A 24,793-nucleotide genomic window follows, 5' to 3' on the forward strand; every position below is an offset into this window, starting at 1 on the left:
CAGCGCTATTGCACCCGAATGCGCGACAGAATCGCCCCGCGATAGTAGTGCGTCACGATGTCTCGATAACTAGAGCCTTGGGAAGCCATGCCAAACGCGCCGTACTGGCTCATACCAATGCCATGCCCAAAGCCCCGCCCCGTCACCTGGAAGCTGGGTGGAGCCGCTGCGCCCTGAGCGCTGGCCACCTGACCCGCCTGGGGTTGAATTGTAAACAGGGTGCTGCGGAGATTTAGCGCCTGCCGCATCTGATCGCCCGTTAGCTCTCTGCTGCCTGCATCGCCTACCACACGCACCCGCCGCAACCGCTGATTAGGCGAAGCCTGTACCAGTTCAAACCGGAGGATATTGCCAACGCCCGTAATGCGCTGCCGCATCTGCTCAGCCGTAAAGGTTTCTGTCCACTGGAACACGGGAGCTGCTTGGTCATAGTCGGGCACGCCGCGCAGGTAAGGCAGCGGACTCACCCATACATCTTCGGAGTTTTCCGTATGCCCGCCAGAGGAGGAGTGATAAACTGCGTTGATGAGTTGCCCGTTGTAGGTTAGCACTTGCCCACGGGTTGCTCGCACAGCAGCGATAGTGCTGCTGGCTTCTTTTTCTGCGCCGCCATAGGCCTGCCAGCGGGTTGTGTTCCCCACGTCGAAAACGGTGTTGCCGCTGGTTTGCCGCTGATAGAGGGCGTAGGTACGGGCAGCAACCGCCTGGGCTTTGAGGGCTTCCAGATGCCAGCTTGCGGGCATTTCGCTGCCTACCACGCTGTAGAGGTACTCCTCCAGGTCAACATAATTTACAGCAGTTAGTCCGGAGGAGGTGGGAACCACCAGCACTCGCCCGCGATAGTAACGGCCGCGCGTGTTGTCGTTGGGGTTGTCGATGTAGACAAAGCCGCCGTTTTGTGGCTCTAGCCAGACAGCACTAAGTTGCCAGTCGTTCACCCTCAGACCTGCGGTATCGGGCGTAGCGATGAGGGAGGTTCCCTGAGGAAGTTGCCCCAGCACCCGCCCAGAGCCATCTTTGAGAACAGAGGCGGTGTTGCTACCAATTTGCACGGCGGGCACGTCGCGCTCGATCGACACGCGCAGGTCAAGTTCGGCACGAGCAGGGGCGATCGCCACCAGCCACAGCACTGCCGTCAGCCACCAGGAGCGTTTGCCCAGTTTGAAACCCAGCTTGACGAGGGCTTGCAAAAAGCCTGTGTATTTCAGCGTTTGAATCACAACAACCTCACACCGACAGAGACAGATTGTTCAGGATCAGGGACAAAATTAGGGACAGATTCGGATCGGTTTTTCGGGGTTTCCTGGCGAAACAATCAAAAAATTTGTAGCAAAACCGTCGCTACGATTCTTTACAGAAGGGTATCACGGAATGTTGGGTTGAACGCAGAGTGAGGGCGATCGCCCTCGTTCTCTGTACTCACCCCCAGTTACATAGCGTTGCTCGGAGACCTACAATCCTTGAGCATCAACGCTTTGCAGGGCAACGCAAAGGCAAATCCCACTTTGTAAAGTTTCGATGAATCCCCAAAAATGCGGTCTTCCTTCGTTAGACCGCGTAATCTATCTAATTAGTTCCAGCCAGAGTCAGCTAATTCAGGAAACGTGGTGCTCAATCGACAGAGTCAGCCATCCCAGAGAGTCCGCTATCCCAGCCATTCTTATTACCGCTTGGACATATAGCGAGAAAAGAGTATCTCTAATACTTGAGACCGATCTAGATTCTAAGCGACCTCCACCGTATGCCAACCCGCACAAAAACTCGCATAACCAAAAGCGCAGCAAAGACGGCAACTTCATCTGACTCCAAATCTGGACAAAAAGCCACAAAGAGCAATTTTGTGGCTCGATCTGATTCATCGCGAAGCTCCACCGCAGTTGACAACCCAGACGATGACTACCGCGGAGCCAAACTTACACCAGAGGCACTGACGCTGATGGCAGATTTTTTCAAGGTTCTGAAATAGTATTACGCTCAAAAGCTCGGAGAATACCTGAGCTAGGTCAACCGCGATTTGCACAGGTCATGGGCTGCTTGTCCAGGATGGGTGCCAAGTCAGGCGAACTTCTCGTTTGGGAAGGGTGGCCGGGCGATCGCCTGTGGCTTTGGGGAAGGCGTAGGCGGCAGCGACTTGGGTGCCTCAGGGCTGACCAGGCATTCTCTTCTGTTCACCTCTGATTTCTCCTCTATGTGTTCTGATTCAGTGGATCAAATTTTTGTCTTCAGACCATGACAGAACACCATGAAAGAAAACGTCCAACCCGCCTCTCCACAGGAGTTTCAGCCGTCTTTGCAGAACGGGGCTGCGGGCGATTCGCAGGCGCAACTTGTGCCTGGTTTGGCATTTAATTCGTCTGTGTCTCTGTTGCGATCGCCCGTATCGTCACCAATTTTGAGGTGCAGGTAATGAACCGGATATCGCTGCCTGTGCCAGCCGCACGATCCAAGTCAGAAATGGACAAGTCGTTAGTTAGCACTTCTTCTAAGCGGCGCTGTTAAGCGGCGCTGTAGCTAACGCAACTTGGGGCGGTTGTATCTAGATGATCCGCACGATCAACCGCCTCGGCGCAACGCCGCCCAAAAAAAAGCCCACTCAGAACAAAAGCATACCACCCCGCTAGAACCCGCGAGCCGACTGACCCAGCCGTTGCCGCGAGGTGTTTCCAGGAACCGCCACATCACCAGACGGATCGTAGGTTCTAGAACTGCCGGGTTCGCAGCGTTCTTCTAGCACGCAGATGGCGTAGAGCAGGGCCCCGCGCTGGCGTTCGTGATGGTCGGCAATCCAGCCAACGCGATCGCCCGTGCTGCCTGTTGTTGCGGCTTCTACGCCGTCGCGATAGTGTCCCAGATCGGTCAGGTCGTCGATGTCCTGGGCGCTGCGATCGCGCGTGGCTCGGTCAAAACGCTCCCAATAGTCCCGCACGGCTTGCTGCTGGTCGTAGGCTTCGCGGCCGCGCCGGGCCCAGTCCCAATAGCGATCGCCCTGGGCTGTGAAAAATCCAGGCAGCGGCAGGGCGGCTGCCAGCGTCACCGGATTGCTGGCGGCGCGGCGTGGCGCGTGGGTAAAGGCCCAGCCCTGATTTTGCAACTCAACCTGTTCTGTTTGGGCGCGATTGGCGGGGTTGGGGCGAGTCAGGCGCACGGATTGAAAGGCGTAGGCAACCAGTTGCGGATCGGTGGGGTGGGGGCGAGGTGCGATGCGGTCGTCGTAGACTACTTCGCTGCGATACCCCTGGCTATCTGTGACAGATGTAATCCGCCCCAGCGTGTCTCGCGTGATGGTGTATCGATCGGGTAGCGCAAACTGAACCTTGGTGCGGCTATAGCCCGACGGGTTATAGCGAATGAACAATCCGCTGGGATGCATCGACCAGCGGCCAGTTGGAACCTCACGACTCCCCTCGCCCAACCCAACCTCGCCTGCCAGCACGGCGATGCGCTCCATCTCGGCATAGGACGCATTGCCTCGCGTCAGGAGCGATCGCAAGTTTGCCTCGGCCTGCACCACCTGGCGCACCGCAGGCGGCAGTTCGGCAAAAATGCGGCGCTGCACCTCTGGCGGAATGTTGCCTAGTGCGCCGCCGTTCAGGTCGTTGATATCTTCGCGGGTGAGCAGCCGTCGCCCCGCTGCCTGTAGGTCGCTGGACAGGTCATTGAACCGGGTGCGCGATAGAATTGCCCACAGCAGCAGTTGGATATCCCGCTGGGGGATGTCGGGATGGGCGACGGAATTTTGCAACACCCGCCGCACGATGGTTTCTCGCTTGCCCAGCAGCGGCGCATAGAGGTAGCCATCGCCCTGCCCTGGCCCGTGCGTCCCTGCATGTAGGCAATAGCTCTGTGCCTCGTATTCATACACACCGGGCACGACGACAAAGCTGCCGTGTTCGCCGCGCCGCAGTTGGCTGGCAGATGCAACACGCTGGGGATCGTAGTCGTCGAGTAGAGGCAGTTCTGTTTTGGCATCTTCCAGGCTGGTAGATACAGGAGGGCGATCGCCCATTAACTCTCCTAGTCCTGGCACGGGCGGAATCGGCACGCCACCGGGCAAACCGGGAATATTTGGCAGCCGCAACTGCGCCATCACCGGAACCGGAGCCATTGCCACCAGCCCTACCCCAACTGTTATTAAGATACGCCGCATATCCATGTCTCCAAACACACCAAGCCAAACTAAGGGTTTTAACGCTGATTGTTGATTCACACCGACGTTTGATTCGTACCAACGTTTGATTCATACCAACGTTTGATTCACACCAAAACAGCGTCGATCCGGGATACTGAATCCAGACTGTATCCAAGATCGCCTCAATTCTGGCAGAGCGATCGCTCCCGCCGCCACAGTTGATTCTAAATGTAACAAGCATTACAAAAAACAAGCTGAGGCAGTTCCCCAGAACCGCATCCCCGCCTCCACGCTCTATCCATCTAGACAAGGAAAATTCATGGTTTTAGCATCCCACCTAGCGCAAGTCATCGAACCGGAAACGAAAGACCTGGGCGGCTTTCTGGCACGGCGCGTATTACCGAGCGACACCCGCACGATGGTCGGCCCGTTTATCTTTTTCGACCACCTCGGCCCCGCTGTTTTTCCACCAGGCAAAGGGCTGGACGTGCGCCCCCATCCCCACATCAACCTGGCCACATTGACGTACCTGTTTGAAGGCGTGATTTTGCACCGCGACAGCCTGGGCAGCGTCCAGGAAATTCACCCCGGCGCGGTGAACTGGATGACAGCCGGACGTGGAATTACGCATTCAGAGCGATCGCCCGACTGGACCCGCCCCATCGAATCGACGCTGCACGGCATCCAGACCTGGATCGCGCTGCCCGATGCCCACGAGGAAACCGATCCCTGGTTTCACCACTACGCTGCCGCAGAAATGCCGTCCTGGGAAACGGGCGGTGCGTCGATCAAGCTGATTGCCGGACAATTGGGCGATCGCACCTCGCCTGTAAAAACTTTCTCGCCCATTCTCTACCTGGATGTAGAGCTTGCAGGTAACGCTGAATTTACGCTGCCTGCGCTGTATTCCGAACAGGCCGTCTACGCCGTCACACCGGGAATCGCGCTGAACCAGGAACCGCTGACCGTCCACACGATGGCGCTGCTAAAATCGGGGGAATCCGTAACCCTTTCGACGGATCAGCCCGCCCGCTGCATTGTGATTGGGGGCGAACCCGTGGGGCCGCGCCAAAAGTGGTGGAATTTTGTCTCCAGCCGTCCAGAACGTATCGAGCAGGCCAAGCGAGACTGGCAAGACTGGAAGTTCCCAGAGGTTCCAGAAGAAACGGAGTTTATTCCCCTGCCCGAAGCATAGGGTTAAACTCTGGGGTCAGGAAAATGCCGATAAAAAAATCAGGGACCGGAGGATTGCCGACCCCTGATCCTGGGTTTCTACTGTCCTAACTCATTCAATCAGTCAGCCTCAATAGGTCAGCCATTCTTCTACAGCTTCCTCCTGGGTGTTGGTGCGGCGATCGAGCGTTTCGCGGGTGAACTTCATGTGAATGTTGCGGGTTTGTTCGCCATCGGCCGCAACCGCCATAATCGGATAATCAATCAGCCCGTCCTGGAAGGACATCTGGAAGCGGAAGGTGCCGTCGGGATTGAGCTTGATGGGCTGGCCACCAATGGTAACAGTGGCATCGGGTTCCGTTGCGCCGTAGACGATCAGTTCAGCATCAGCAATCAGCCAGAACTTGCGGGGACGAATGGGCGGCGCGGAGGCAGAGAAGCCGATCCCGCTGCCCGATGCCGTGTAGGCCAGCCCCGCGCCCGATGCCATATAGCCCACGCCCGATGCCGTGTATCCCACGCCAGACATGGTGTAACCCATGCCCACGCCCGATGCCGTGATCCCCGACATCGTGGGCACGGCCCACAATCCTGCACCCGACGGGAACACATAGGAACTGACGGCTTTTTCGGCCATGTGAACCGAGCCAAACAGCGATCCTGCAACGTTCGGCACTGCGCCCATCATCGACGCATCGACCCGCTGCCCGCCAACCATCGCCTCGCCAAAGAGTTGGTCGTAGATGGAATCGGCGGCCACACCCCGCTTGGTGGGGGGCACTAGTTCCAAGAACTGCTTGCCGACCAGTTCCTCGTCCCAGCTCACAGTGATGAACTGATCATCAACCCAATCCGATGGATACACCGGAGGGACGCGCACCGGAGCAGACCGGGCCAGCACCAGCCAGCGACCATCGGTGCAGACGTAGCCAATTTCAACCAGATAGTCGCGATCGCTCACGGGAACGGGCAAGTACCACTCCCGCGCCAGTTCGTCACATTCGTACTGCTGGAGGCTGTGGGGACGCTGCACTGCTAGGTTAATATCCGTCACGTCGTAGAACCGCAGCGCCAAGCGTGAGCCACCCTGCCGACGCAACTCCTCTTTTTGGCTATTGGGAATGTCCCAGTAGGCGTAGACCCACTGCGGGTCGCGGGGCATCAACACAATGCGGCTCTCGCCGTAGCCATCGGGGAGATCGCTGAGGGGTTCATCCACTTCTGCCAAGGAAATGGGAGCGCGATCGCTCTGCCCGACATCAAACTTGGCTGCTTCGACCTCCGCCTGTGCTTCCACCAAGCGAGAGGAGGCAGGCGCATAGCCCGCAGCCCGCTGAGCGCTCAAAATGGCAGCGATAAGCTGCTCTTTCCTCATCCGGCTGTAGCGTGAGACGTTGAACTCGCTAGCCACGCGGCGCAACTGCCGGAGCGTCATCTCTTCCAGGGGTGGGCGTTCCTGTGCCATGATTTTCCTCCAGTAAAGGGATGAAGAAGTGGGTAAAGGAATGACGAATTGACACCCTGCCCAAACGGACGCCAGCCATGTTGCCTACGGGGATCACCAACGGAGCTTATAAACCTTTTGGGATCACGGGGATCGAATCGTTAAGACCTATAGTGCGTAAAAATTCCTATTCGGTCAAGGGGTGGAAAGGGTTGAATAATCGGGACTTCACGAGATTACAGGTTTTATTGGGATCGTATTGTTAGGAAAACATGACTTTTAGCTGAGTTGGGATCAGCTGTGAAATCGCCTCATTGTCAGGAATTTATGACTTGCTTTGTGCGGGCTAAAGGCAAAATTTAGGCACAAGAAAAGGGGAGCGATCGCCCCCCTTTATTCCGGTTAAATCAGGTTTTAGAACCGTACCAAACCGTTCTTGTTGCAGCCTCAGTTCTACTTGGTTTCCGAGAATTCTGCATCGATCACGTCATCGTCGCCGCTGCTAGAAGGCGTTCCCGCATCTCCACCCGGAGGCGTTGCGCCGCCGTCGCCACCGTCGCCGCTCTGATAGAGGTTGCTGCTCAGGCTATAGAGGGCCTGTTGCAGCTCGCTCATCAGCGACTTGATGCTGTCCATGTTCTCCTGGGCGATCGCATTCCGCAGATCCTTCGCCAGCCCTTCCACCTTGGTTTTGTCGGCTTCGGGCACCTTGTCGCCTTGATCAGCCAGCAGTTTCTCTGCCTGATAGGCCAGCGAGTCGGCCTGGTTCTTCAGTTCGATCTTCTCGCGGCGCTCCTTGTCGGCAGCAGCGTTACGCTCGGCTTCGTTCACCATGCGCTCCACTTCGTCCTTCGGCAGCGTCGAAGCACCCGTAATGCTGATGGACTGCTCCTTGCCCGTGCCTTTGTCCTTGGCGCGCACGTTCAAAATGCCGTTCGCATCAATATCGAAGGTCACTTCGATTTGCGGTACGCCACGGGGTGCGGGAGGAATGCCGTCCAGCCGGAAGGTTCCCAGACTCTTGTTGTCCGAAGCCATTTCGCGCTCCCCTTGCAGGACGTGGATTTCTACATTGGTCTGCCCGTCAGCAGCCGTTGAGAACACTTCCGACTTTTTGGTGGGGATTGTCGTGTTGCGCGGGATAATCTTGGTCATCACGCCACCCAGAGTTTCCACACCCAGCGATAGGGGGGTCACGTCGAGTAGCAGAATGTCCTTCACTTCGCCGGCCAGCACGCCCGCCTGAATCGCAGCGCCCACCGCCACCACTTCATCCGGGTTTACGGTTTGGTTAGGCTCCTTGCCCAGCACGCGCTTCACCACTTCCTGTACCGCAGGAATCCGGGTGGAACCGCCCACCAGTACCACTTCGTCGATATTGTCCTTCGACAGTTTCGAGTCGCGCAGCGCGGCTTCGACGGGCACGCGGCAGCGGTCGATCAGGTCGGCGCAGAGTTCCTCAAACTTGGCGCGGGTCAGCGTTATGTCGAGGTGCTTCGGCCCGTCCTGAGTCGCGGTGATAAAGGGCAGGTTGATTTCTGCCTGGGTAACGCTGGACAGCTCGATCTTGGCTTTCTCGGCCGCTTCTGTCAGGCGTTGCAGGGCTTGCTTGTCTTTGCGGAGGTCGATACCTTCGTTGCGCTTGAACTCTTCGGCCAGGTAGTCCACGATCTTCTTATCAAAGTCGTCGCCGCCCAGGTGAGTATCGCCAGCGGTGGCCAGCACTTCAAACACACCGTCGCCCACTTCCAGAATCGACACGTCAAACGTACCGCCACCCAGGTCGAATACCAGGATGGTTTCGTTACTCTTTTTGTCCAGACCGTAGGCAAGAGAAGCGGCCGTCGGCTCGTTGATAATCCGCAGCACTTCCAGACCCGCGATTTTGCCAGCGTCCTTCGTGGCCTGCCGCTGGGAGTCGTTGAAGTAAGCGGGAACGGTGATCACCGCCTGGGTCACTTCTTCGCCCAGATACTTCGTGGCATCTTCTTTGAGCTTCCGCAGCACCAGCGCCGAGATTTCTTCAGGGGCAAACTGCTTGCCTTCGGCGGGGCAGTCCAGCTTGACGTTGCCGTTGACGTTTAGCACCTTATAGGGCACCTCGGTCGTTTCGTGGGTTACTTCGTCAAACTTGCGACCGATGAAGCGCTTCACCGAGTAAAACGTATTTTCGGGGTTAATCACGGCCTGCCGCTTCGCAATCTGACCCACGCGACGTTCTTTGGTCTTGGGGTCAAACGCGACGACGGAGGGCGTTGTGCGGAACCCTTCTGCGTTTGCGATGACCGTGGGCTTGCCGCCTTCCATCACTGCCACGCAGGAGTTAGTGGTTCCCAGGTCAATTCCAACAACTTTTGCCATAGATAGTCTCCGGTTCAGATACAGTTCCAAGTCTTGATTAACCGATGTGTGCGATCGCCCCTTCTTCAGCCTCTTAACAGCTCAGAAGCGCGATCCGCTCGTCCCAGCAGCCTTGGGCCCTTGTGCCTGGGTTTAAGTACCCTCCCAAGCTGCACATACTCTGGGGCTGGAGTGCCTTCAGCCAGCACTGGCCTAACCCTTGGGCGGCAGTGGTACCCAATTTATATACTGCGTACCTTTTCCGAGTTCGATGAAGTCGTATTTCCCGAACCTGGGGTAGGGCGGTTGTGAATTCGCCACTGGTTTGCAGTCTGGGGAGCGATCGCCGCCTTGCGTGCAAACCTGCCTGACAGCAGACTCACACGAATCGAGGTAGGCGGAAATTGCTTCTAGAGGGACGGTTTCCTGACTCGTTTGCTTGAGTCGGATATTGTTACCGTTGCTAAGGGCTTGGTTATGCTGCTGTTTTTAGTGTAAGAAGCAGGCGCGATTGGGATTGACGGTGAACCGTAATGCGCTGGGGCGTGTTTACCGTCTGTCGCTGCCTAATTTTGGGTTGCTGCTATGATTGGCTTAGAAAGTTTGAGTTGGTTTCCTGATTCACTCCTGGGGCTGTAGCTCAGTTGGATAGAGCGATCGCCTCCTAAGCGATAGGTCGCGCGTTCGAGCCGCGCCAGTCCCGTTAACCTCAAAAGCTTTGATAGTAAAGGGTTTAACCGTTTTGGTGCAATTCTTGGCAAAGCCTGAAATGGCGTAAATGCGTTAGCAATTTCCAGTAATGTGGTCATACCGCTACGCTGGCTAGAAATGCCCTGACGCTTTGCCGTATTGACCAGCGAGCGCACTTGAGCGAATAACTCCGCACCCCAGATTGCTATATCTCTTCTAAATTCTCTCTACTGGAGTGATTAAAGAGGGATCAGTAGATCAGACGACTTGCCCAAATTCATCCAGCGTAATTTGGAAGACGATAGCGAACCGAGAAAAAGCGGTATGAAGAGAAGGGTGAGCGTGGCTTGGCCTTTTCTGCTTCTTTGGAGGTGGTGGTGGCAGGATTATGGACATTTCTCAGCACTCAGCCAATTCTGACGCTGTTTCTGGTGATTGCGCTGGGCTATGCGGTGGGCGAAGTGGCGATCGCCGGATTTAGTCTGGGCGTGGGGGCGGTGCTGTTTGTTGGATTGGCGATGGGTGCGGTTGCCCAGGAGGCTGCGCCGCCTGCGCTGGTGGGCACCGTTGGGCTGATTTTATTTTTCTATGGCATCGGCATTCAGTACGGCAAACCCTTTGTGGACGGGCTACTCAGCCCCAGCGGTCGCCGCCAAAATGCGATCGCCCTGCTGAGCGTGCTGGCGGCGGGGCTAGTCACGGCGCTGCTGATGTCCTGGCTGCGGCTCGATCCGGCACTGGGAGCGGGCCTATTCACGGGGGCGATGGTCAATACAGCGGCGCTACAATCTGTGACCGATAAAGTCGGGGGCGACCTGCCTGCGGTGGGCTACGGCGTGGCCTATCCATTTGGCGTGCTGGGGCCGATTTTGGGAATGTATCTGGCGCAGCGGTTACTCCGTCCGCAAGTGCAAACTCCTGTGACACGGGGCGTAGAGGAAATGGAGGCGCTGGTCAGCCATCCGTCTGCGGTGGGAAAGTATCTGTCGGAGGTGACGGCGCAATTTCCCGACGAGGTGCAGGTGGTCGCCGTGCGCCAAAATGGCCACAACCGGATGCCACGCCCCAACCTGCGGCTGCAAACGGGCGATGCGCTGCTGCTGCTGGGCGCAAAGGGCGACGCGCTCAAGCAGGTTTGCCGCGCCATCGGTGACGTTGCGCCGTCACAGATTATTCCCGACCACACCGAGCTAGATGACCTGGATGTGTATGTCTCCAAGCACAGCGTCATTGGGCATCGGCTGGGTGCATTGAACCTGGGCGAACATCCGGGCTGTACGATTCTCTCGGTGCAGCGGGGCGACGCGACGCTCTATCCGCATCCGGGGCTGGTGCTGGAGGCGGGCGATCGCATTTGGGCCGTAGCAGAGCGCGATCGCCATGCTGCCGTCCGTCAGTTTTTCGGCAACTCCGCCCGCAGCACCGCCGAAGTCAGCTATCTGGCGCTGGGGCTGGGCATGGTGCTGGGCGTGTTGTTTGGGCTGATTCCGTTTCCGCTGCCAGGACTGGGCACCTTCACCTTTGGCGCAGCCGGGGGCGCGATGATCGTCTCGCTGTTGCTGGGATGGCGCGGCCGCATCGGTCACTTGAACTGGACAATTCCACCCTCAGCCAATCTAACGCTGCGAAACTTTGGGCTGACGCTGTTTCTGGCTGTGGTGGGAATGCGGTCGGCTCCGGCATTCTTCTCCACCCTCAGCAGCACGGGCCTGCAACTGGTGGGGCGTGGGGCGCGGCCATTACCGCCGCCATCGTGGTGGCCGCCTTTGTGGTGGGCTGTGGGCTGTTTCGAGTATCCTTCGACGAGGCACTGGGCATTGTGGCTGGGGTGACGGGCAATCCGGCGATTCTGGCCTACGCTGCCAAGTCCGTTCCCTCCAACAAGCCCGAACTGGGCTACGCCATTGTCTTTCCCAGCAGCACCATCATCAAAATCATCGTGGTGCAGATTTTGCTGGTGTGGTTTGCGGCTCGTTAGCAGAAGTAGCGCTCCTGCCTGGCCCCTGCTGCATAGCGCCCACACTGCTGAATCAGCTTTGCCACCAGTCCCGTCCAGCCTGTCTGGTGGCTGGCTCCCAGACCTGCGCCATTGTCGCCGTTGAAGTATTCATAGAACAAAATGTAATCCTTCCAATAGGGATCAGTCTGGAACTGTTCTAAGCCGCCAAAGACAGAACGCTGACCGTCTGCATTTTGCAAAAATAAGCAAGTAAGACGCTCTTCCAAAGCAATCGACACATCCCACAGGTTTTTGACCTGATCTGACCCGGTGGGGCAGGCGACCTGAAACTCGTCGCCCAGGTAGTGATGAAATTTTTGCAGGGATTCAATCAGTAGGTAATTCACCGGAAACCACACCGGGCCGCGCCAGTTGGAATTGCCGCCAAACAACCGAGTGGTGGATTCTGCCGCTTCGTAGGCGACTCGATATTCGCTGCCATCGGCGTAGAAGGTATAGGGATTATCTTTGTGATAGCGCGATAGTGAGCGAATCCCGTAGGGACTGAGAAACTCCTGCTCATCCAGCATCTTATCCAGCACGCGCCGCAGCTTGTCGGGGCGCACCACCGCCAGCAGTCGCCGCCGCCCCATCCCTTCCGCTGTAAAGCTGGCAATATTGTGGCTCAGGTCTGGGCGATTGTCTTCAAACCATTCCAATCGTTCTTTGAATCCCGGTAACTTATCTAGCAACTCTGGCTCCAGCGTTTCTACGGCAAATAAAGGAACCAGCCCCACCATCGAGCGGATTTTGAGCTTGAGGCGATCGCCGTGGGGCAGGTGCAGCACGTCATAAAAGAAGCCGTCTTCCTCATCCCATAGCTCCGTCTTGCCGCCGCCGATGTGGTTCATGGCATCGGCAATATAGACAAAATGCTCAAAAAACTTGGTCGCCATGTCTTCATAGACCGAGTTTTCCTGCGCCAACTCCAGCGCAATAACGAGCATATTCAGGCAATACATCGCCATCCAGCTTGTGCCGTCGGACTGTTCCAGGAAGCCACCCGTAGGCAGCGGGGCGCTGCGGTCAAACACACCGACATTATCCATGCCCAAAAAGCCGCCCTCAAACACATTGCTGCCCGTGGTGTCCTTGCGGTTCACCCACCAGGTAAAGTTCAGCAGCAGCTTTTGAAACACGCGCTCTAAAAACTGGCGATCGCCCTCGCCCCACATCCGCTGCTCAATCTTATAAACCCGCCAGGTGGCCCAGGCGTGAACGGGCGGGTTGACATCGCCAAAGGCCCACTCGTAGGCCGGGATTTGCCCGTTGGGATGCATGTACCATTCCCGCGTCATGATATCGAGCTGGTACTTGGCAAAGTCAGGATCGATCATAGCCAGCGGAATGCAGTGGAACGCTAAATCCCACGCGGCAAACCACGGATATTCCCACTTGTCGCACATGGAAATGATGTCATCGCTATCGAGATGCGTCCACTGGCGATTGCGACCGTGTAGTCGTTCTGCGGGGGGCGTGGGCATAGTGGGGTCGCCCCGCAGCCAGCGGCTTACGTCATAGCGGTAATATTGCTTGCTCCACATCATGCCCGCAAAAGCTTGGCGCTGGATATTGCGGCGATCGCCCTCCATTGGATAGGGATTGACCTTGTGATAAAACTCGTCGGCTTCTTGAATTCGTTGGGCAAAAATTGGGTCAAACTCTGCCCCAAACGGATGGCGAATCGAAGGGTGATGACTGAGGCGCAGCCGCACACAGCGCGTTTCCCCAGGGGCAATATTTAGCACATAATGCACAGCGGCCTTAGTCCCCCGCTGCTCTGGATTAACCGCCCCCGCTTCTCCCTGAATCACCCGACGGTGAATGCCATCTTTTACATAGGGCGTAGCGTTGTCTACATCAAATAGCGCTTTGTAGTTAGTTTCGTTTTCGGTGAAGTAGACAGGCGGTGCAGCCTCGTCTGCGGTTGAGCCTTCGCAATAGAGCCAGTGTTGTCCCAGTTCGGCGTGGGTAGAGGCGATCGCCACAATGCCCTCCAGCCCCTTCTGCCCCAGATGCGACAGGTGCATTCCTGGCTTTTCAACCGCATCACCCCAACTCCAGGTATTGCGAAACCACAGTGTCGGCAGCAGGTGCAGCGGGGCGGGGTCTGATCCTCGATTCGTCACCGAGATCCGAATCAAAATATCCTCCGGTGCGGCCTTCGCATACTCCACCATCACGTCAAAGTAGCGATTTTCAGCAAAGATACCCGTGTCGATTAGCTCGAACTCCGGCGTAAACTTATCGCGCTGCTGGTTTTCTGCGACGAGTTGCTCGTAGGGAAACGCTGCCTGGGGATACTTATACAGCGCTTTGAGATAAGAATGGGTCGGCGTGCTGTCCAGGTAGAAGTAATATTCTTTTACGTCTTCTGCATGATTGCCCTGCGGCCCCGTCAGCCCAAACAGGCGCTCCTTTAGCACCGGATCTTTGCCATTCCACAGTGCCAACCCAAAACAAAGCCGCTGCTTTTCGTCCGAGATGCCCAGCAGCCCGTCTTCGCCCCAGCGGTAGGCGCGGCTATGAGACTGATGATGCGAAAAATAGTCCCACGCGGAGCCGCCTGCGCTATAGTCTTCACGGACTGTCCCCCACTGGCGATCGCTTAGATACGGCCCCCACTTTTTCCAGGGTGTCGCTTGGCTGCGCGATTCAAGCAGGCGTTGGTGTTCAGGAATCATGGGCATTAAGAGAGCAACGGCTAAACCACAGCACCTCGTGGCGTATTTTAATGCTAACTATGCTAGGCAGACTCAGGAACCGATAAAATCTGCTTTGCGACAGAAACCGTTCTATCTACAAAGACAGGCAGATCATCTGCTTTTGTAATCTGTGTCGCCTTTAGCACTGCACCTACCCAGTGATCGGTATGCCAATTGCCAGACTCCAGCGCTGGCAGGTCAGATAACTCTGGATACGGATAAGGCGAAATATACCAGTAGGGTTCGCTATAGGACGGGTCGCCTGGCGACAGCCCCACGCCGAGGTACTTGGTATCCGCTTCGGTGGGGCCAGCATAGGTCATCAGCGTGGCCATGTCAAAATGGTGGGGCCAGATGGCGATCGCCGCCGCTGCTGGGTTTTCTGCCACAATTTTTTCCAGCAGCGGTTGCGTTTGGGCAAAATAAGCCGCCACCGCCTCGCGCCCTGCTGAATTGCCGACCTCAAACGCGGCTCCGTGCGCCAGGGGGTGATCGGGGAAATCGTCGGGCGGATATTCCAGCAGCTTGATCGAGTCGGTGGCAACCCCCAGTTTTGCTAGTTCTGCTTTGTGCCAGTCGAGCGCCTGCTGCATTGTTTGTCCTGCTAAGGGCAAAGAGGCGATCGCTGCTCCATCTTTCAAAATTACGCTAGTCAGCGAACCGGGCAACAGCACCAGTTGGATTGACGTGTCGGGGATTGGTTTGCCGATAAAACCAAACAGCGCTTCGTCCCAATCCAGTGTCACCTGGCTCCCATCGGGCTGGGGTTTGCCCAGTGCTGCACCCACTGCTGCAATAAACTGCACTGCATAGTGAAGCTGAATGCGATCAGAGACAAGATCTTGAGGATTCATAGAAAGTCCAGGGATGAAGGGGCGAAGGAGAAAGGGAGCATCAGTCATTAAATTCCTGTATTTAGTGTTGTACTTAAAGTTGTACTTAAATATCTATCAATCATGTTTTATAAATCACATCGCAAATCAACTCGCGAATCGACAAGATGCCGATCACGCATTGCAAATTACGCATTGCAAATTACACATCAACACTCTTTATGGATTTCCCTCTATGGATTTCCCTCTAGAGACACTTTCTATTAAACGCGCAGAACCGAAGCGAAAAATTAGAGTACTCTGAATTCTACCTGGAAAAGTTCAAATCCAGGACTCTCTAAAAGCGCACTCAGCCAGTCGTCTTAAAAGCTAAGAAAAGCTTAAAAATTGAGAAACTCCTGAAGAAAGCTGAGATTTTGCTGAGAAATTCATGAGTGAAATCTCAGTCTTTATTGAGATGAGTTTTAGTAAAAATCGAGGTTATCATCATTTTGAATTTGAGATTCCTGTCAGAATCAGCACCATGTTATCTGAGCGTTCAACCGAGAGTTTAACCATGTCCCCTACGACCGTTGCAATTTCTGAGGCATTGCCTCCATTGCAGCACCAATATTCAGCAGTTCGTGAACTGAGCGAAACGCTCTGCCGTCCTTTAGAAATTGAAGATTATGGTATCCAGAGTATGGCAGATGTCAGCCCGCCAAAGTGGCACCTGGCCCATACAACCTGGTTTTTTGAGACGTTCTTGCTCTGTCCTTTTCTAAAGAATTACGACGTTTTCCATCCGAAATATAGCTATCTGTTTAATTCATATTACGAAGCAGTTGGAAATCGCCATCCTCGTGCCCAGCGTGGATTACTCTCGCGCCCAACTGTGGCAGAAATTTATCAATATCGGGACTATGTAGATGAGGCAATGCGATCGCTCTTGTCTAGCACCGATCTTTCGCCCCAAATCACCGAGCTGATCACCCTGGGTCTGCACCATGAACAGCAGCATCAAGAATTGCTGTTGACCGATATCAAACATATTTTCGCCACCAATCCTTTGCGCCCTGCTTATCGACCTGCCGCATCAAAAATTTCGCTGGCTTTGGTAACATCACCTCTTCGATTTATCGAATTTTCTGGTGGACTTCATACAATTGGACATCAGCAATCCGGCTTTGCCTTTGATAACGAAGGCCCTGCCCATCGCGTCTATCTTCAGGATTTTTCGCTGGCATCGCGCCTGGTAACGAATGGCGAATATCTGGAATTTATCGAAGCGGGCGGCTATGAAAAGCCAGAATACTGGCTGTCGGAGGGCTGGGCGACGGTGCAGACCCAGCGATGGAATGCGCCTTTGTACTGGGAAAAGATTGACGGGCAGTGGTGGGAAATGACGCTGATGGGAATGCAGCCGCTCAACCTGGCGCAGCCTGTGTGTCACGTCAGTTTATTTGAGGCAGATGCGTTTGCGAATTGGTGCGATCGCCGTTTGCCCACCGAGGCGGAATGGGAAGTCGCAGCCGCTCGTGTCGCAGTGTCGGGGAATTTGCTGGAGAGCGATCGCCTGCATCCCCAACCTGCCACAGATTCACAGCCGATTGAACAACTCTACGGCGACGTGTGGGAATGGACGCAGAGTGCGTACCAGCCCTATCCTGGGTTTCGCCCCGCTGCGGGAGCGGTTGGTGAATACAACGGCAAGTTTATGTGCAATCAGACTGTCTTGCGGGGCGGATCATGCGTCACACCGCCTGGACATATTCGCGCTAGCTATCGCAATTTCTTTCCTGCAAGTACGCGCTGGCAGTTCAGTGGCATTCGTCTGGCGATGTAGTCTGGCATCCTGGACAGGTTCTTTTTCAATTCTCTATTCTGATGCACTAGGATGCTCTCTTCTGTGCAGAACTGTATGTATTGTAGGATTTCGAGGAACGGTCTATGACTGCGACGCTCAACTCTCAACTGCATTATCGTCCGGTTAAGCTATACGACTTTCACCCGCCGATAGAGGACTTTCGATCGTCAGTGCTGGACGGCTTGCAGCGTTTCCCCAAGTCTATCTCGCCGCAGTTTCTCTATGACAAACGCGGATCTGAATTGTTTGATGCAATTTGCACGCTGCCGGAATATTATTTGACACGTACTGAAGTCCAGCTTTTGCAAGATCACGCGAATGAAATCGCGACGCATTTAGGAAATGGAGCGCTGGTGGAATTTGGCAGCGGCAGCAGCCAGAAAGTCCGCATTTTATTGGATGCTGCGCCCCAGGTGCAGACCTATGTTGGGCTGGATATTTCGCGTCAGCATTTGTATGAAGCCTGCACGGCGCTGGCGCAAGACTATCCTGGACTGGAGGCGATCGCCCTCTGCACCGATTACACACAGCCGCTGCCGATCGCCCAAATTCCCGAATTGCAAAACCGCCACACCATCGGCTTTTTTCCGGGGTCTTCCATCGGTAACTTGGAGCCGCTAGAAGCGGTAGCATTTTTGCAAAATGCAGCCGTGCTGGGCGACTTGATCATCGGCGTTGATCTGAAGAAATCAGCAGCAATCCTCGAACCTGCTTATGACGACGCTCAGGGGATCTCCGCTGCCTTTGCGCTGAATTTGCTGACCCGGATTAACCGAGAACTGGGCGCAAATTTTGATCTGTCGCAGTTCACCTATCGCGCTCATTACAATGCCATCGCTGGACGCATCGAGATGGAAATTGTGAGCCTTGCCGACCAAACAGTGTGCATTGGCGATGCCAAAATCCGCTTTGGCAATGGCGAAACGCTGCGAACTGAGTATTCCTACAAATACACGCCCGATGAGTTTCAAATGCTGGCAATGGCGGCTGGATTTCAACCTGTGCAGGTGTGGATTGATGCCCAGCAGCTCTTCAGCATCCATTACCTAAAGCGTCTGTAATCAACAAATTTCTGTAATCAACAAATTAAGGATGGTCAGCAGCGATCGCCCCCAGCACTTTTAGCGACGCTTTTTGAGCCGGAGTTAGCCCCGTAACTCCGGTAATGTTCATGCCTTCATAGGGGCGATCGCTTGTTAGAGTTTTCAGGCATTCGCCCGTCTGGACATTCCACAGGCGAATCGTTTCATCTTTGCCGCTGCTGGCGAGAGTATGATAAACAGGATCAAAGGCGATCGCCCAGATCCAATCTGTGTGATCTTTCAGGACGCAGATCAGTTGATGAGTTTGCGTATCCCACAGGCGAATGGTGTGATCGTTGCTGCCGCTGGCGAGAATGTCGCCCAAGGGGCTAAAGGCAACCGTCGTCACAGAGCTAGTGTGTCCATCCTCTCCCGCCAGAATCGCCAACAGTTCTCCTGTGGACACATCCCATAGCCGAATGGTGCCGTCTTCGCAGCCGCTGGCCAGTCGCTGCTCATCGGGGCTGAAGGCAACCGACCACACCCAGTGGTGATGCCCCTCCAGGACATGAATGATTTCACCAGTTTTTGCGTCCCACAGCCGAGCCGTATGATCATCGCTACTGCTGGCTAATCGCTTGCCACTGGGGCTGAAAACAACTGACGTGACCCACTGGGTATGTTCTTCTAGCACTTGGTGAAGCTGGCCAGTTGAGACGTTCCACAGCCGAATAGTCTGATCGTTGCTGGCGCTGGCGAGGAGGGGCTGTGTCGGGCTAAGGGCGACGGCCCGTATCCAGTGGCGATGTCCTTTTAGCGTTCTCAGGCATTGTCCAGTTTCGAGGTTCCACAGCTTCACTGTTGTATCATCGCTGCCAGTAGCAAGCAAGTTTTGAGACGGTTCATAGGCGATCGCCCGAATGCCCTGCGTGTGTCCTTCCAGCATTTGCTCTAGCGTTCCAGTGTTCAGATTCCACACCCGCACTGTGTAGTCTGTCTGCCCGCTGATGAGTCGCTGCGCCTGCGGAGTCGAAGCAAAGGTGACGGACTGCGCCCAGTTGATATAGCCACGAAAGGTTTTGAGGCTCTGGCTCGTTTGGGTGTCCCAAAGTCGGATCGTCTGGTCGAGGCTGCCGCTAGCCAGCATTTGCCCATTGTGAGTAAAGCAAACCGATGTTACCCAGGCGGCGTGTCCGCGAAACATTCTGAGGCTCTGCCCGGTTGTCGCGCTCCACAGGCGAATCGTGCCGTCTTCGCCGCCGCTGGCGATCGCTTGCCCGTCGGGGCTAAAGGCAACCGACCACACAGAACCAACCTGCCCTGACAAAACTTGGGTCACTTGAAATGGCTCACAGTCCCACAGCCGGATGGTTTGGTCGGTGCTGCTGCTGGCGATCACTCGCCCATCGGGGCTAAAGGCAACCGAGCAGACCGGGCCCTCGTGTTCTCGAAGCTGCGCCAGTCTCTCTCCAGTTTCGAGGCTCCACAAATCAATGCAGCCGTCGGTGCTGCCGCTGGCGAGAGTGTGCCCATCGGGGCTGATGGCCACGGTCAAAACTCTCCCTTCGTAGCCTGTTAGTGTATTGAGCAATGCTCCAGTGTCTACATCCCACAGCTTAACTGTGCGGTCTTCGCTGCCGCTGACCAGCAGGTGCCCCCCAGGGGCAAAGGCGATCGCCCAAACGGTTGTGGTGTGTCCATCCAGCGTGTTTAATAAACGCCCTGTGGCAAGATCCCATAGGCGAATGCGGCTTTCTTCTCCGCTGCTGGCCAGCAGGCGATCATCGGGGCTAAAGGCAACTGACCAGGCGGCGGTGGGGTGCCCCTCCAGCGTCAGAATTTGCTGCCCGTCAGACAATCGCCAGACGTGGATTTCGCCGTTTTTGTCGGCGGCGGCGAGCAGGGTTCTATCATGGCTGATGGCGATCGCCATCATGCTGCCAAAGACCTGACTAAACTGCGTTTTGGATAGATCCGCGCCTGCAAAATTGACCCGCGCCAGGTTGACCTGCTGCAAATCGGCGTGCCAGATTGGCAGGTTTGAGAAATTCCACCCCGTCAGGTCAACCTTGAGTCCGCTGCATAGATTCATCAGGTTGCCCGCGCCATATCCCAGCCCCGGCAAACCGCTCTGTCGGAGCGCGTCTAGCAGCCGCAAAAGCTGCGATCGCAGCGCCATTGGGTCTGGAAACGCCTGCTGAAACCGCTGGGCGATCGCCTTCAGCAAAACCCGACTCTGGCTTTCGCGGATATAGTCGCTGACAGTCACTTTTACGAGCGCATAGCGTTCCAAAAAGTTTATATTTCCCGTGATGAGTTCTGTTTCAATTCTTTCGATTAGACAATCGCTCACGTATTCCATCACCACGGGCTGTTGGGTGTAGCTGCCTGCGCGTTTCTCAATCAAATTCCGCCAGCTCAAGGATTCTAGTGTTTCTAGCAAACTGGCGCGCGAGACAGCAGGAACGATGTCTTCCTCTAGCGTGGCGATCGCCGTCCACTCGCGATTGATTGCCAGCCAATACATGACGGACTGTTCCAGATAAGATAGCCGCTCAAACTGCTGCTCCAGCAACCGCCGAACGCCATTAAACAGAAAGGTATCCTGCGTCAGAAACGGCTCGATCTCGCCTGCAAACAAATCTTGAATAGACGTGGCGACAATCTTAAGGGCGAGGGGGTTGCCGCTATAGCGATCGCACAACTGCCGCTGCTGGGCAGCAGAGCCGATTAGCCCTTTACCCTGAAGTAATGCCTGCCCCACCTCTAGGGAACCGCTCAACGCCAGCGATCGCACCGCAAACCCAATCCCTTCTGACGCGGCAATCTCTGCGGGTTTTTCTCGGCTGGTGAGAATGATGCAGCTTTGGTGAGGAGTTTCTCCAAGGGTTTGAAACAGATCGCCATAGTTTTCATAGCCATTCCGGTAATGCCCAGCGCGATCGCCCGGTTGCAAAATCGTTTCCACATTGTCGAGGATGAGCAGGCAGCGATGTTTGCGGAGCCAGTGCAACAACTGCCCTACTTCCGCTCGAATGTCTGACTGATCGGAGAGAAACGCCACCAGCGCCGCCAGCAGCGTGTCTAGCGGAGGAGCATTGCCAAGCCCGCGCCAGATAATGTACTGAAACTCCCCTGTCGCGGCCAACTCCTGCGCCAACTTAGCAGCCAGAGAGGTTTTGCCGACACCGCCCATGCCCAGGATCGCAACCAGACGGCACTGGTCTTGCACAATCCACTGACTGAGGGTGTGGAGTTCGTCGCGGCGAGCAAAGAAGTGGCGCACATCTACGGCTTCGCCCCAGTCGCAGAGCGGGCCGTGGGACATGGGCGGCGGGCTGGCGGGCGTGGGGGCGATCGCCCCGACAGGCTGCGCGGCGGCGGTGGCAGCCGTCCTCGCCCGATAGCGCTCCAGCGCCCCCTGAAAGCTAGTTTTGCTGACCTTTTCGCCCAGCGCTGCGCTGAGGCTGCGCCAGAGGACAGGGCCAATGTCCGTAGACAGATAGCTGAGGGAATATCCAGAGGCCTCGGCGATCGCCCCGTAGGTCTGCCCATTCCACGCACCGCGCACGATCGCCAGCTCGGCATCCGACAGATACTTGCCCGCCTGGGCAAACATCGCCGCATTAATCAGGTCGATCGCCTCCTGAAGTTCCATAGTCCGAACAGGAAATTTGCAAGCCGAGAGCCAACAGCTTACCCCAAATTGCCAAGCTAACCCAACCTGAGATTATCGAATAAACTCCATATTCTTCAAGGCTTCCAGGTTTTCTTAAGACTTTGTTACACCAGTCGATCCCCAAATTACCCCAATTTTCCCCAAGTTGCCCCAGTTTCAGGATGCCGCAACTCCCCAGTTTTTCTGTAATGACAGTCACGGAATGCGCCGCTATTGTGGTACTCGTGCGCCGTTTGAGACTCTTGCGATCGCCCGTTTTTCTAGATGGTCATGGCAATTGAAGGGCGATCGCTTTCCTAAACTAACGAAGAGCGAAAAACGAAAAACGAAAATTCCAAATCGCCAAACTTAAGCCCAAAATCCAAAATCTTCCTGGGGCAGCCCTGTCCTGCCCTTGGCTTCGCGATGCCAATCTTCTTCCCGATCACTCCAAAACTCCAACATCTAAAAGCCATGCAAACTCAACAAAAATTCCTGACCCAATCCCAGCTAAAACAGCTCTCCGAAATATCCCAAATCAATCGCCAAACCATGCCAAAACGCATTCTCGAACTCTGGCATACCGTATGTCGTTTCACATCCTGGCTGCTGCTCGATCCGACTCAGCCTGTGATTCAAGAAAAGCGCGATCGCCACGGTCGGCTGTATTGGAAAGTCTATGACCCGCGCACAGGGTATTGCGTTATCTGCGATTCCGAGCAGGAAGTCTGCACCTGGATCGAAGAACACTGGTTTGGCAATCGTCCGTAAACCATTTTGCAGGAGGTATCAGGATGCCGCATTCACTTTCAAAACTCTCACCCTGTCTTGGATGTAGTGCCATGGTTCCCTTTAGCAGTGGAGCAACCCATGAGTACCTGTTGGCATCTCCCGGATGTTGGGCAATGTATGGCGACGTGTTGGCACGAGAATATTCTGATGCTGCCTACGCCAGCGTTCATCGACTCACGGTTGATGCCTATGCCGTTCAGCATCCAGGCGTTCCCTCACCGCAAAGTATTCAGTCCGTTGCGCTCCATCTAATCAGTCTGTGTCTGGTTTTAGAGTGTGGGTTTGACATGGATCAGGCCACCAGAGCCATGCGACAGCACACCCACCGTAAATCTGATTTTGTCTGGCTCACCCCACCCAGCCACCTGGGCGACAAGACTGTGTTGGAGGTATGGCAAGCCCAGGATGCGGCAACCCACATCCAGGCGGTGTGGGACTGGGCCAGGTCAGCCTGGTCAGCCTGGGAATCGCATCATCAGCAAATTCGACAGTGGATCGTGAGCTGAAAGCTGGATTCTGCATCATCGCTCAGCCCTGACTTCCTGACTCGACGCGGCTTCCTTCCAATCGTCTGACCTGTTTCCGCTAAAGCCACGTAAGTCGTAACGCGATTACCCAATTCCTCAATAAAGGGAGACTCACAACGTTTGAATTGCCTGCTTCTTTCCTCGCCGTAGCAGTGGGGAGGGGGAAGGTTTGTCCCAAAAACACTCAAAGGAGAAACGTCAATGACCCGACAAATTTTTGATCGCGAAAGCAACAACCAGAGAAGCCAAGCCGTGAATGCAGGCAATGCCAATGGTGGCTTTTTTGTCCGAGATGGCAACCTCAACAGCAATGACAAGCGAGACTTTTACCAATTTCAGGTTGATCGCCCAACGCAGGTTGACCTGACGCTGCAAGCCAAACCATTCCTGGGTCGCGTGAATGCAGCGCTGCTGCTACAAGATAACAATGGCAACCTTTTGACCTTCGCTAATTCTATCAACAACCGCGCCCAACTGTTTATGCCCAATCTGCCCGCTGGGACATACTTTCTCGAAGTTTTGAATGATGGACTGGAAAGCTATAGCTATGACTTGAGTGCTTCAGGAGCGACGGTGACGAATGCTCAGATAAGTGTCACAGTCGATCGCATTCGGGCGATCGATAAGTTCGATTTCACACCGGGCGATCGGGCAGATTTTTACATTGAAGAGATCTTCATTGGTAATCAATTAACTGGAAGAAGCAGAGTATTTTGGGATCAGGATGATGTTCGCCCAAACTATACGGTTGCCAGGAGTGTGGATATCAATAGTATCGATGACTTTACTCATAATGTAGGGATTGATGTAAGGGATGACGATCCACCTTTTCCTAGATCCTTTCATGATCGAGCAGATATAGATGGTACACGAGGCAGATTTGCGGGAGGCATTTACGATCGCCGCACCAATATGTTTCGCAACGGTGAGCAAACATTTGTAGAAAATGGTAGAAGCCTGACAGAGACTGGCGACGGTTTTGCAATCGGTACTAGACTAAAACGGGCCAGCATCGAGTATCGAGTAACCTACAGCGCCTTTACCTCCTCCAGCACCTTCAACCAGCTCAACCGTTCCTCGACGCTCACGGGCGACAACCGCAGCAACACCATCGTTGGCAACAACCGCAACGGCATCCTCGATGGTGGTGGTGGCAGCGACAGTCTCTCTGGCATGGGTGGCAACGACGTGCTGTGTGGCAACAACGGCAACGACACCCTGTATGGCGGCACCGGGCGCGATATGCTGTGGGGCGGTCGCGGCAATGATACCTATTACGGCGGTGCAGGGCGCGATACGTTTGTGCTGGATCTGCTGCGCGGTGTGGATGTCATCAAGGATTTCAAAGACGGCACCGACAAGATCGGGCTGACCAACGGCATTGTTTACGAGCTGCTGGACATCAAAAAAGAAGGCAAACACTCCGGCATCTTCCTGGGCGACCAGAAGCTGGGCGTGGTGGAGAATACGCGCCCGCGCGACCTGACGGCAGACGATTTCCAGTCCATCAGCTTTGTCACCATCAAGGACATCCTCACGCCCCAGGTGATGGCGTAGGGCTGATCCCCCTAAATCCCCCTTAGTAAGGGGGACTTCCGAGCCGCTCCGACCCGCTCCAGTTCCCCCCTTATTAAG

13 protein-coding genes, 1 tRNA gene and 1 pseudogene are annotated in these 24,793 nt (G+C 55.4%); 8 read left to right on the forward strand and 7 right to left on the reverse strand.

The window, feature by feature from the left end; translation table 11 throughout:
- Window positions 1-5: 5 nt before the first annotated feature.
- Window positions 6-1,220, reverse strand: coding sequence for a SpoIID/LytB domain-containing protein (locus O77CONTIG1_RS14635; protein WP_225894587.1), 1,215 nt, complete (start codon window positions 1,218-1,220; stop codon window positions 6-8).
- A gap of 1,397 nt (window positions 1,221-2,617) precedes the next feature.
- The gene (locus O77CONTIG1_RS14645; RefSeq protein WP_156435288.1) at window positions 2,618-4,147 is read right to left on the reverse strand and encodes a hypothetical protein; all 1,530 of its coding nucleotides are present in this window, start codon (window positions 4,145-4,147) and stop codon (window positions 2,618-2,620) included.
- Between the two features lie 301 nt (window positions 4,148-4,448).
- On the opposite strand from O77CONTIG1_RS14645, the gene O77CONTIG1_RS14650 reads away from it, so the two are divergent.
- Window positions 4,449-5,324 carry a pirin family protein gene (locus O77CONTIG1_RS14650; protein WP_068511820.1) on the forward strand — a complete coding sequence of 292 codons (876 nt, stop codon included), beginning with the start codon at window positions 4,449-4,451 and terminating at the stop codon, window positions 5,322-5,324.
- Between the two features lie 108 nt (window positions 5,325-5,432).
- On the opposite strand, the gene O77CONTIG1_RS14655 is transcribed toward O77CONTIG1_RS14650, so the two are convergent.
- Window positions 5,433-6,767, reverse strand: coding sequence for a DUF4912 domain-containing protein (locus O77CONTIG1_RS14655; RefSeq protein WP_068511822.1), 1,335 nt, complete (start codon window positions 6,765-6,767; stop codon window positions 5,433-5,435).
- 432 nt (window positions 6,768-7,199) lie between these two features.
- Complete coding sequence (gene dnaK, locus O77CONTIG1_RS14660; RefSeq protein ID WP_068511826.1) at window positions 7,200-9,107, reverse strand: molecular chaperone DnaK; 1,908 nt, start codon at window positions 9,105-9,107, stop codon at window positions 7,200-7,202.
- A gap of 608 nt (window positions 9,108-9,715) precedes the next feature.
- On the opposite strand from dnaK, the gene O77CONTIG1_RS14665 reads away from it, so the two are divergent.
- Both O77CONTIG1_RS14665 and O77CONTIG1_RS14670 read left to right on the forward strand, forming a co-directional pair.
- Window positions 9,716-9,789, forward strand: a tRNA-Arg gene (locus O77CONTIG1_RS14665).
- Window positions 9,790-10,237: 448 nt separating this feature from the next.
- A pseudogene (locus O77CONTIG1_RS14670) lies at window positions 10,238-11,754 on the forward strand (aspartate:alanine exchanger family transporter).
- On the opposite strand, the gene O77CONTIG1_RS14675 reads toward O77CONTIG1_RS14670, so the two are convergent.
- Together O77CONTIG1_RS14675 and O77CONTIG1_RS14680 are read right to left on the reverse strand one after the other, a co-directional pair.
- Window positions 11,751-14,459 (reverse strand): MGH1-like glycoside hydrolase domain-containing protein, encoded by a 2,709-nt coding sequence (locus O77CONTIG1_RS14675; RefSeq protein ID WP_068511829.1) that lies wholly within the window; start codon window positions 14,457-14,459, stop codon window positions 11,751-11,753. The pseudogene O77CONTIG1_RS14670 and the gene O77CONTIG1_RS14675 overlap by 4 nt on opposite strands.
- 62 nt (window positions 14,460-14,521) lie before the next feature.
- Window positions 14,522-15,334 carry a hypothetical protein gene (locus tag O77CONTIG1_RS14680; RefSeq protein ID WP_068511831.1) on the reverse strand — a complete coding sequence of 271 codons (813 nt, stop codon included), beginning with the start codon at window positions 15,332-15,334 and terminating at the stop codon, window positions 14,522-14,524.
- A gap of 535 nt (window positions 15,335-15,869) precedes the next feature.
- Between O77CONTIG1_RS14680 and egtB the strand changes: the two genes are divergently transcribed.
- Both egtB and egtD read left to right on the forward strand, forming a co-directional pair.
- Entirely contained in the window at window positions 15,870-17,138 is a 1,269-nt protein-coding gene (gene egtB / locus O77CONTIG1_RS14685; protein WP_068511832.1) for an ergothioneine biosynthesis protein EgtB, read from the forward strand.
- A gap of 104 nt (window positions 17,139-17,242) precedes the next feature.
- Window positions 17,243-18,220, forward strand: coding sequence for an L-histidine N(alpha)-methyltransferase (gene egtD, locus O77CONTIG1_RS14690; RefSeq protein WP_068511836.1), 978 nt, complete (start codon window positions 17,243-17,245; stop codon window positions 18,218-18,220).
- Window positions 18,221-18,245: 25 nt separating this feature from the next.
- On the opposite strand, the gene O77CONTIG1_RS14695 is transcribed toward egtD, so the two are convergent.
- On the reverse strand, window positions 18,246-21,839 hold the full coding sequence (locus O77CONTIG1_RS14695) for an NB-ARC domain-containing protein (protein WP_068511838.1): 3,594 nt from the start codon (window positions 21,837-21,839) through the stop codon (window positions 18,246-18,248).
- A gap of 474 nt (window positions 21,840-22,313) precedes the next feature.
- On the opposite strand from O77CONTIG1_RS14695, the gene O77CONTIG1_RS14700 reads away from it, so the two are divergent.
- The 3 genes from O77CONTIG1_RS14700 (at window position 22,314) to O77CONTIG1_RS14710 (ending at window position 24,715) form a co-directional block, all read left to right on the forward strand.
- Window positions 22,314-22,610 (forward strand): hypothetical protein, encoded by a 297-nt coding sequence (locus O77CONTIG1_RS14700; RefSeq protein WP_068511841.1) that lies wholly within the window; start codon window positions 22,314-22,316, stop codon window positions 22,608-22,610.
- A 71-nt stretch (window positions 22,611-22,681) separates the two neighbouring features.
- On the forward strand, window positions 22,682-23,137 hold the full coding sequence (locus O77CONTIG1_RS14705; RefSeq protein WP_156435289.1) for a DUF5946 family protein: 456 nt from the start codon (window positions 22,682-22,684) through the stop codon (window positions 23,135-23,137).
- A gap of 222 nt (window positions 23,138-23,359) precedes the next feature.
- A complete protein-coding gene (locus tag O77CONTIG1_RS14710) occupies window positions 23,360-24,715 on the forward strand; it encodes a calcium-binding protein (RefSeq protein WP_068511845.1) in 1,356 nt (451 codons plus the stop codon).
- The last annotated feature ends 78 nt before the right edge of the window (window positions 24,716-24,793 follow it).

The sequence above is a fragment of the Leptolyngbya sp. O-77 genome, assembly GCF_001548395.1.
Lineage (GTDB): Bacteria > Cyanobacteriota > Cyanobacteriia > Elainellales > Elainellaceae > Thermoleptolyngbya.

Coding starts and splice junctions, on each gene's coding strand:
- O77CONTIG1_RS14645 (WP_156435288.1), bottom strand. CDS start 4,147: ATGCGGCGTATCTTAATAACAGTTGGGGTAGGGCTGGTGGCAATGGCT.
- O77CONTIG1_RS14700 (WP_068511841.1), top strand. CDS start 22,314: ATGCAAACTCAACAAAAATTCCTGACCCAATCCCAGCTAAAACAGCTC.
- O77CONTIG1_RS14695 (WP_068511838.1), bottom strand. CDS start 21,839: ATGGAACTTCAGGAGGCGATCGACCTGATTAATGCGGCGATGTTTGCC.
- egtB (WP_068511832.1), top strand. CDS start 15,870: ATGTCCCCTACGACCGTTGCAATTTCTGAGGCATTGCCTCCATTGCAG.
- dnaK (WP_068511826.1), bottom strand. CDS start 9,107: ATGGCAAAAGTTGTTGGAATTGACCTGGGAACCACTAACTCCTGCGTG.
- O77CONTIG1_RS14675 (WP_068511829.1), bottom strand. CDS start 14,459: ATGATTCCTGAACACCAACGCCTGCTTGAATCGCGCAGCCAAGCGACA.
- O77CONTIG1_RS14655 (WP_068511822.1), bottom strand. CDS start 6,767: ATGGCACAGGAACGCCCACCCCTGGAAGAGATGACGCTCCGGCAGTTG.
- O77CONTIG1_RS14705 (WP_156435289.1), top strand. CDS start 22,682: ATGGTTCCCTTTAGCAGTGGAGCAACCCATGAGTACCTGTTGGCATCT.
- O77CONTIG1_RS14650 (WP_068511820.1), top strand. CDS start 4,449: ATGGTTTTAGCATCCCACCTAGCGCAAGTCATCGAACCGGAAACGAAA.
- O77CONTIG1_RS14710 (WP_068511845.1), top strand. CDS start 23,360: ATGACCCGACAAATTTTTGATCGCGAAAGCAACAACCAGAGAAGCCAA.
- egtD (WP_068511836.1), top strand. CDS start 17,243: ATGACTGCGACGCTCAACTCTCAACTGCATTATCGTCCGGTTAAGCTA.
- O77CONTIG1_RS14680 (WP_068511831.1), bottom strand. CDS start 15,334: ATGAATCCTCAAGATCTTGTCTCTGATCGCATTCAGCTTCACTATGCA.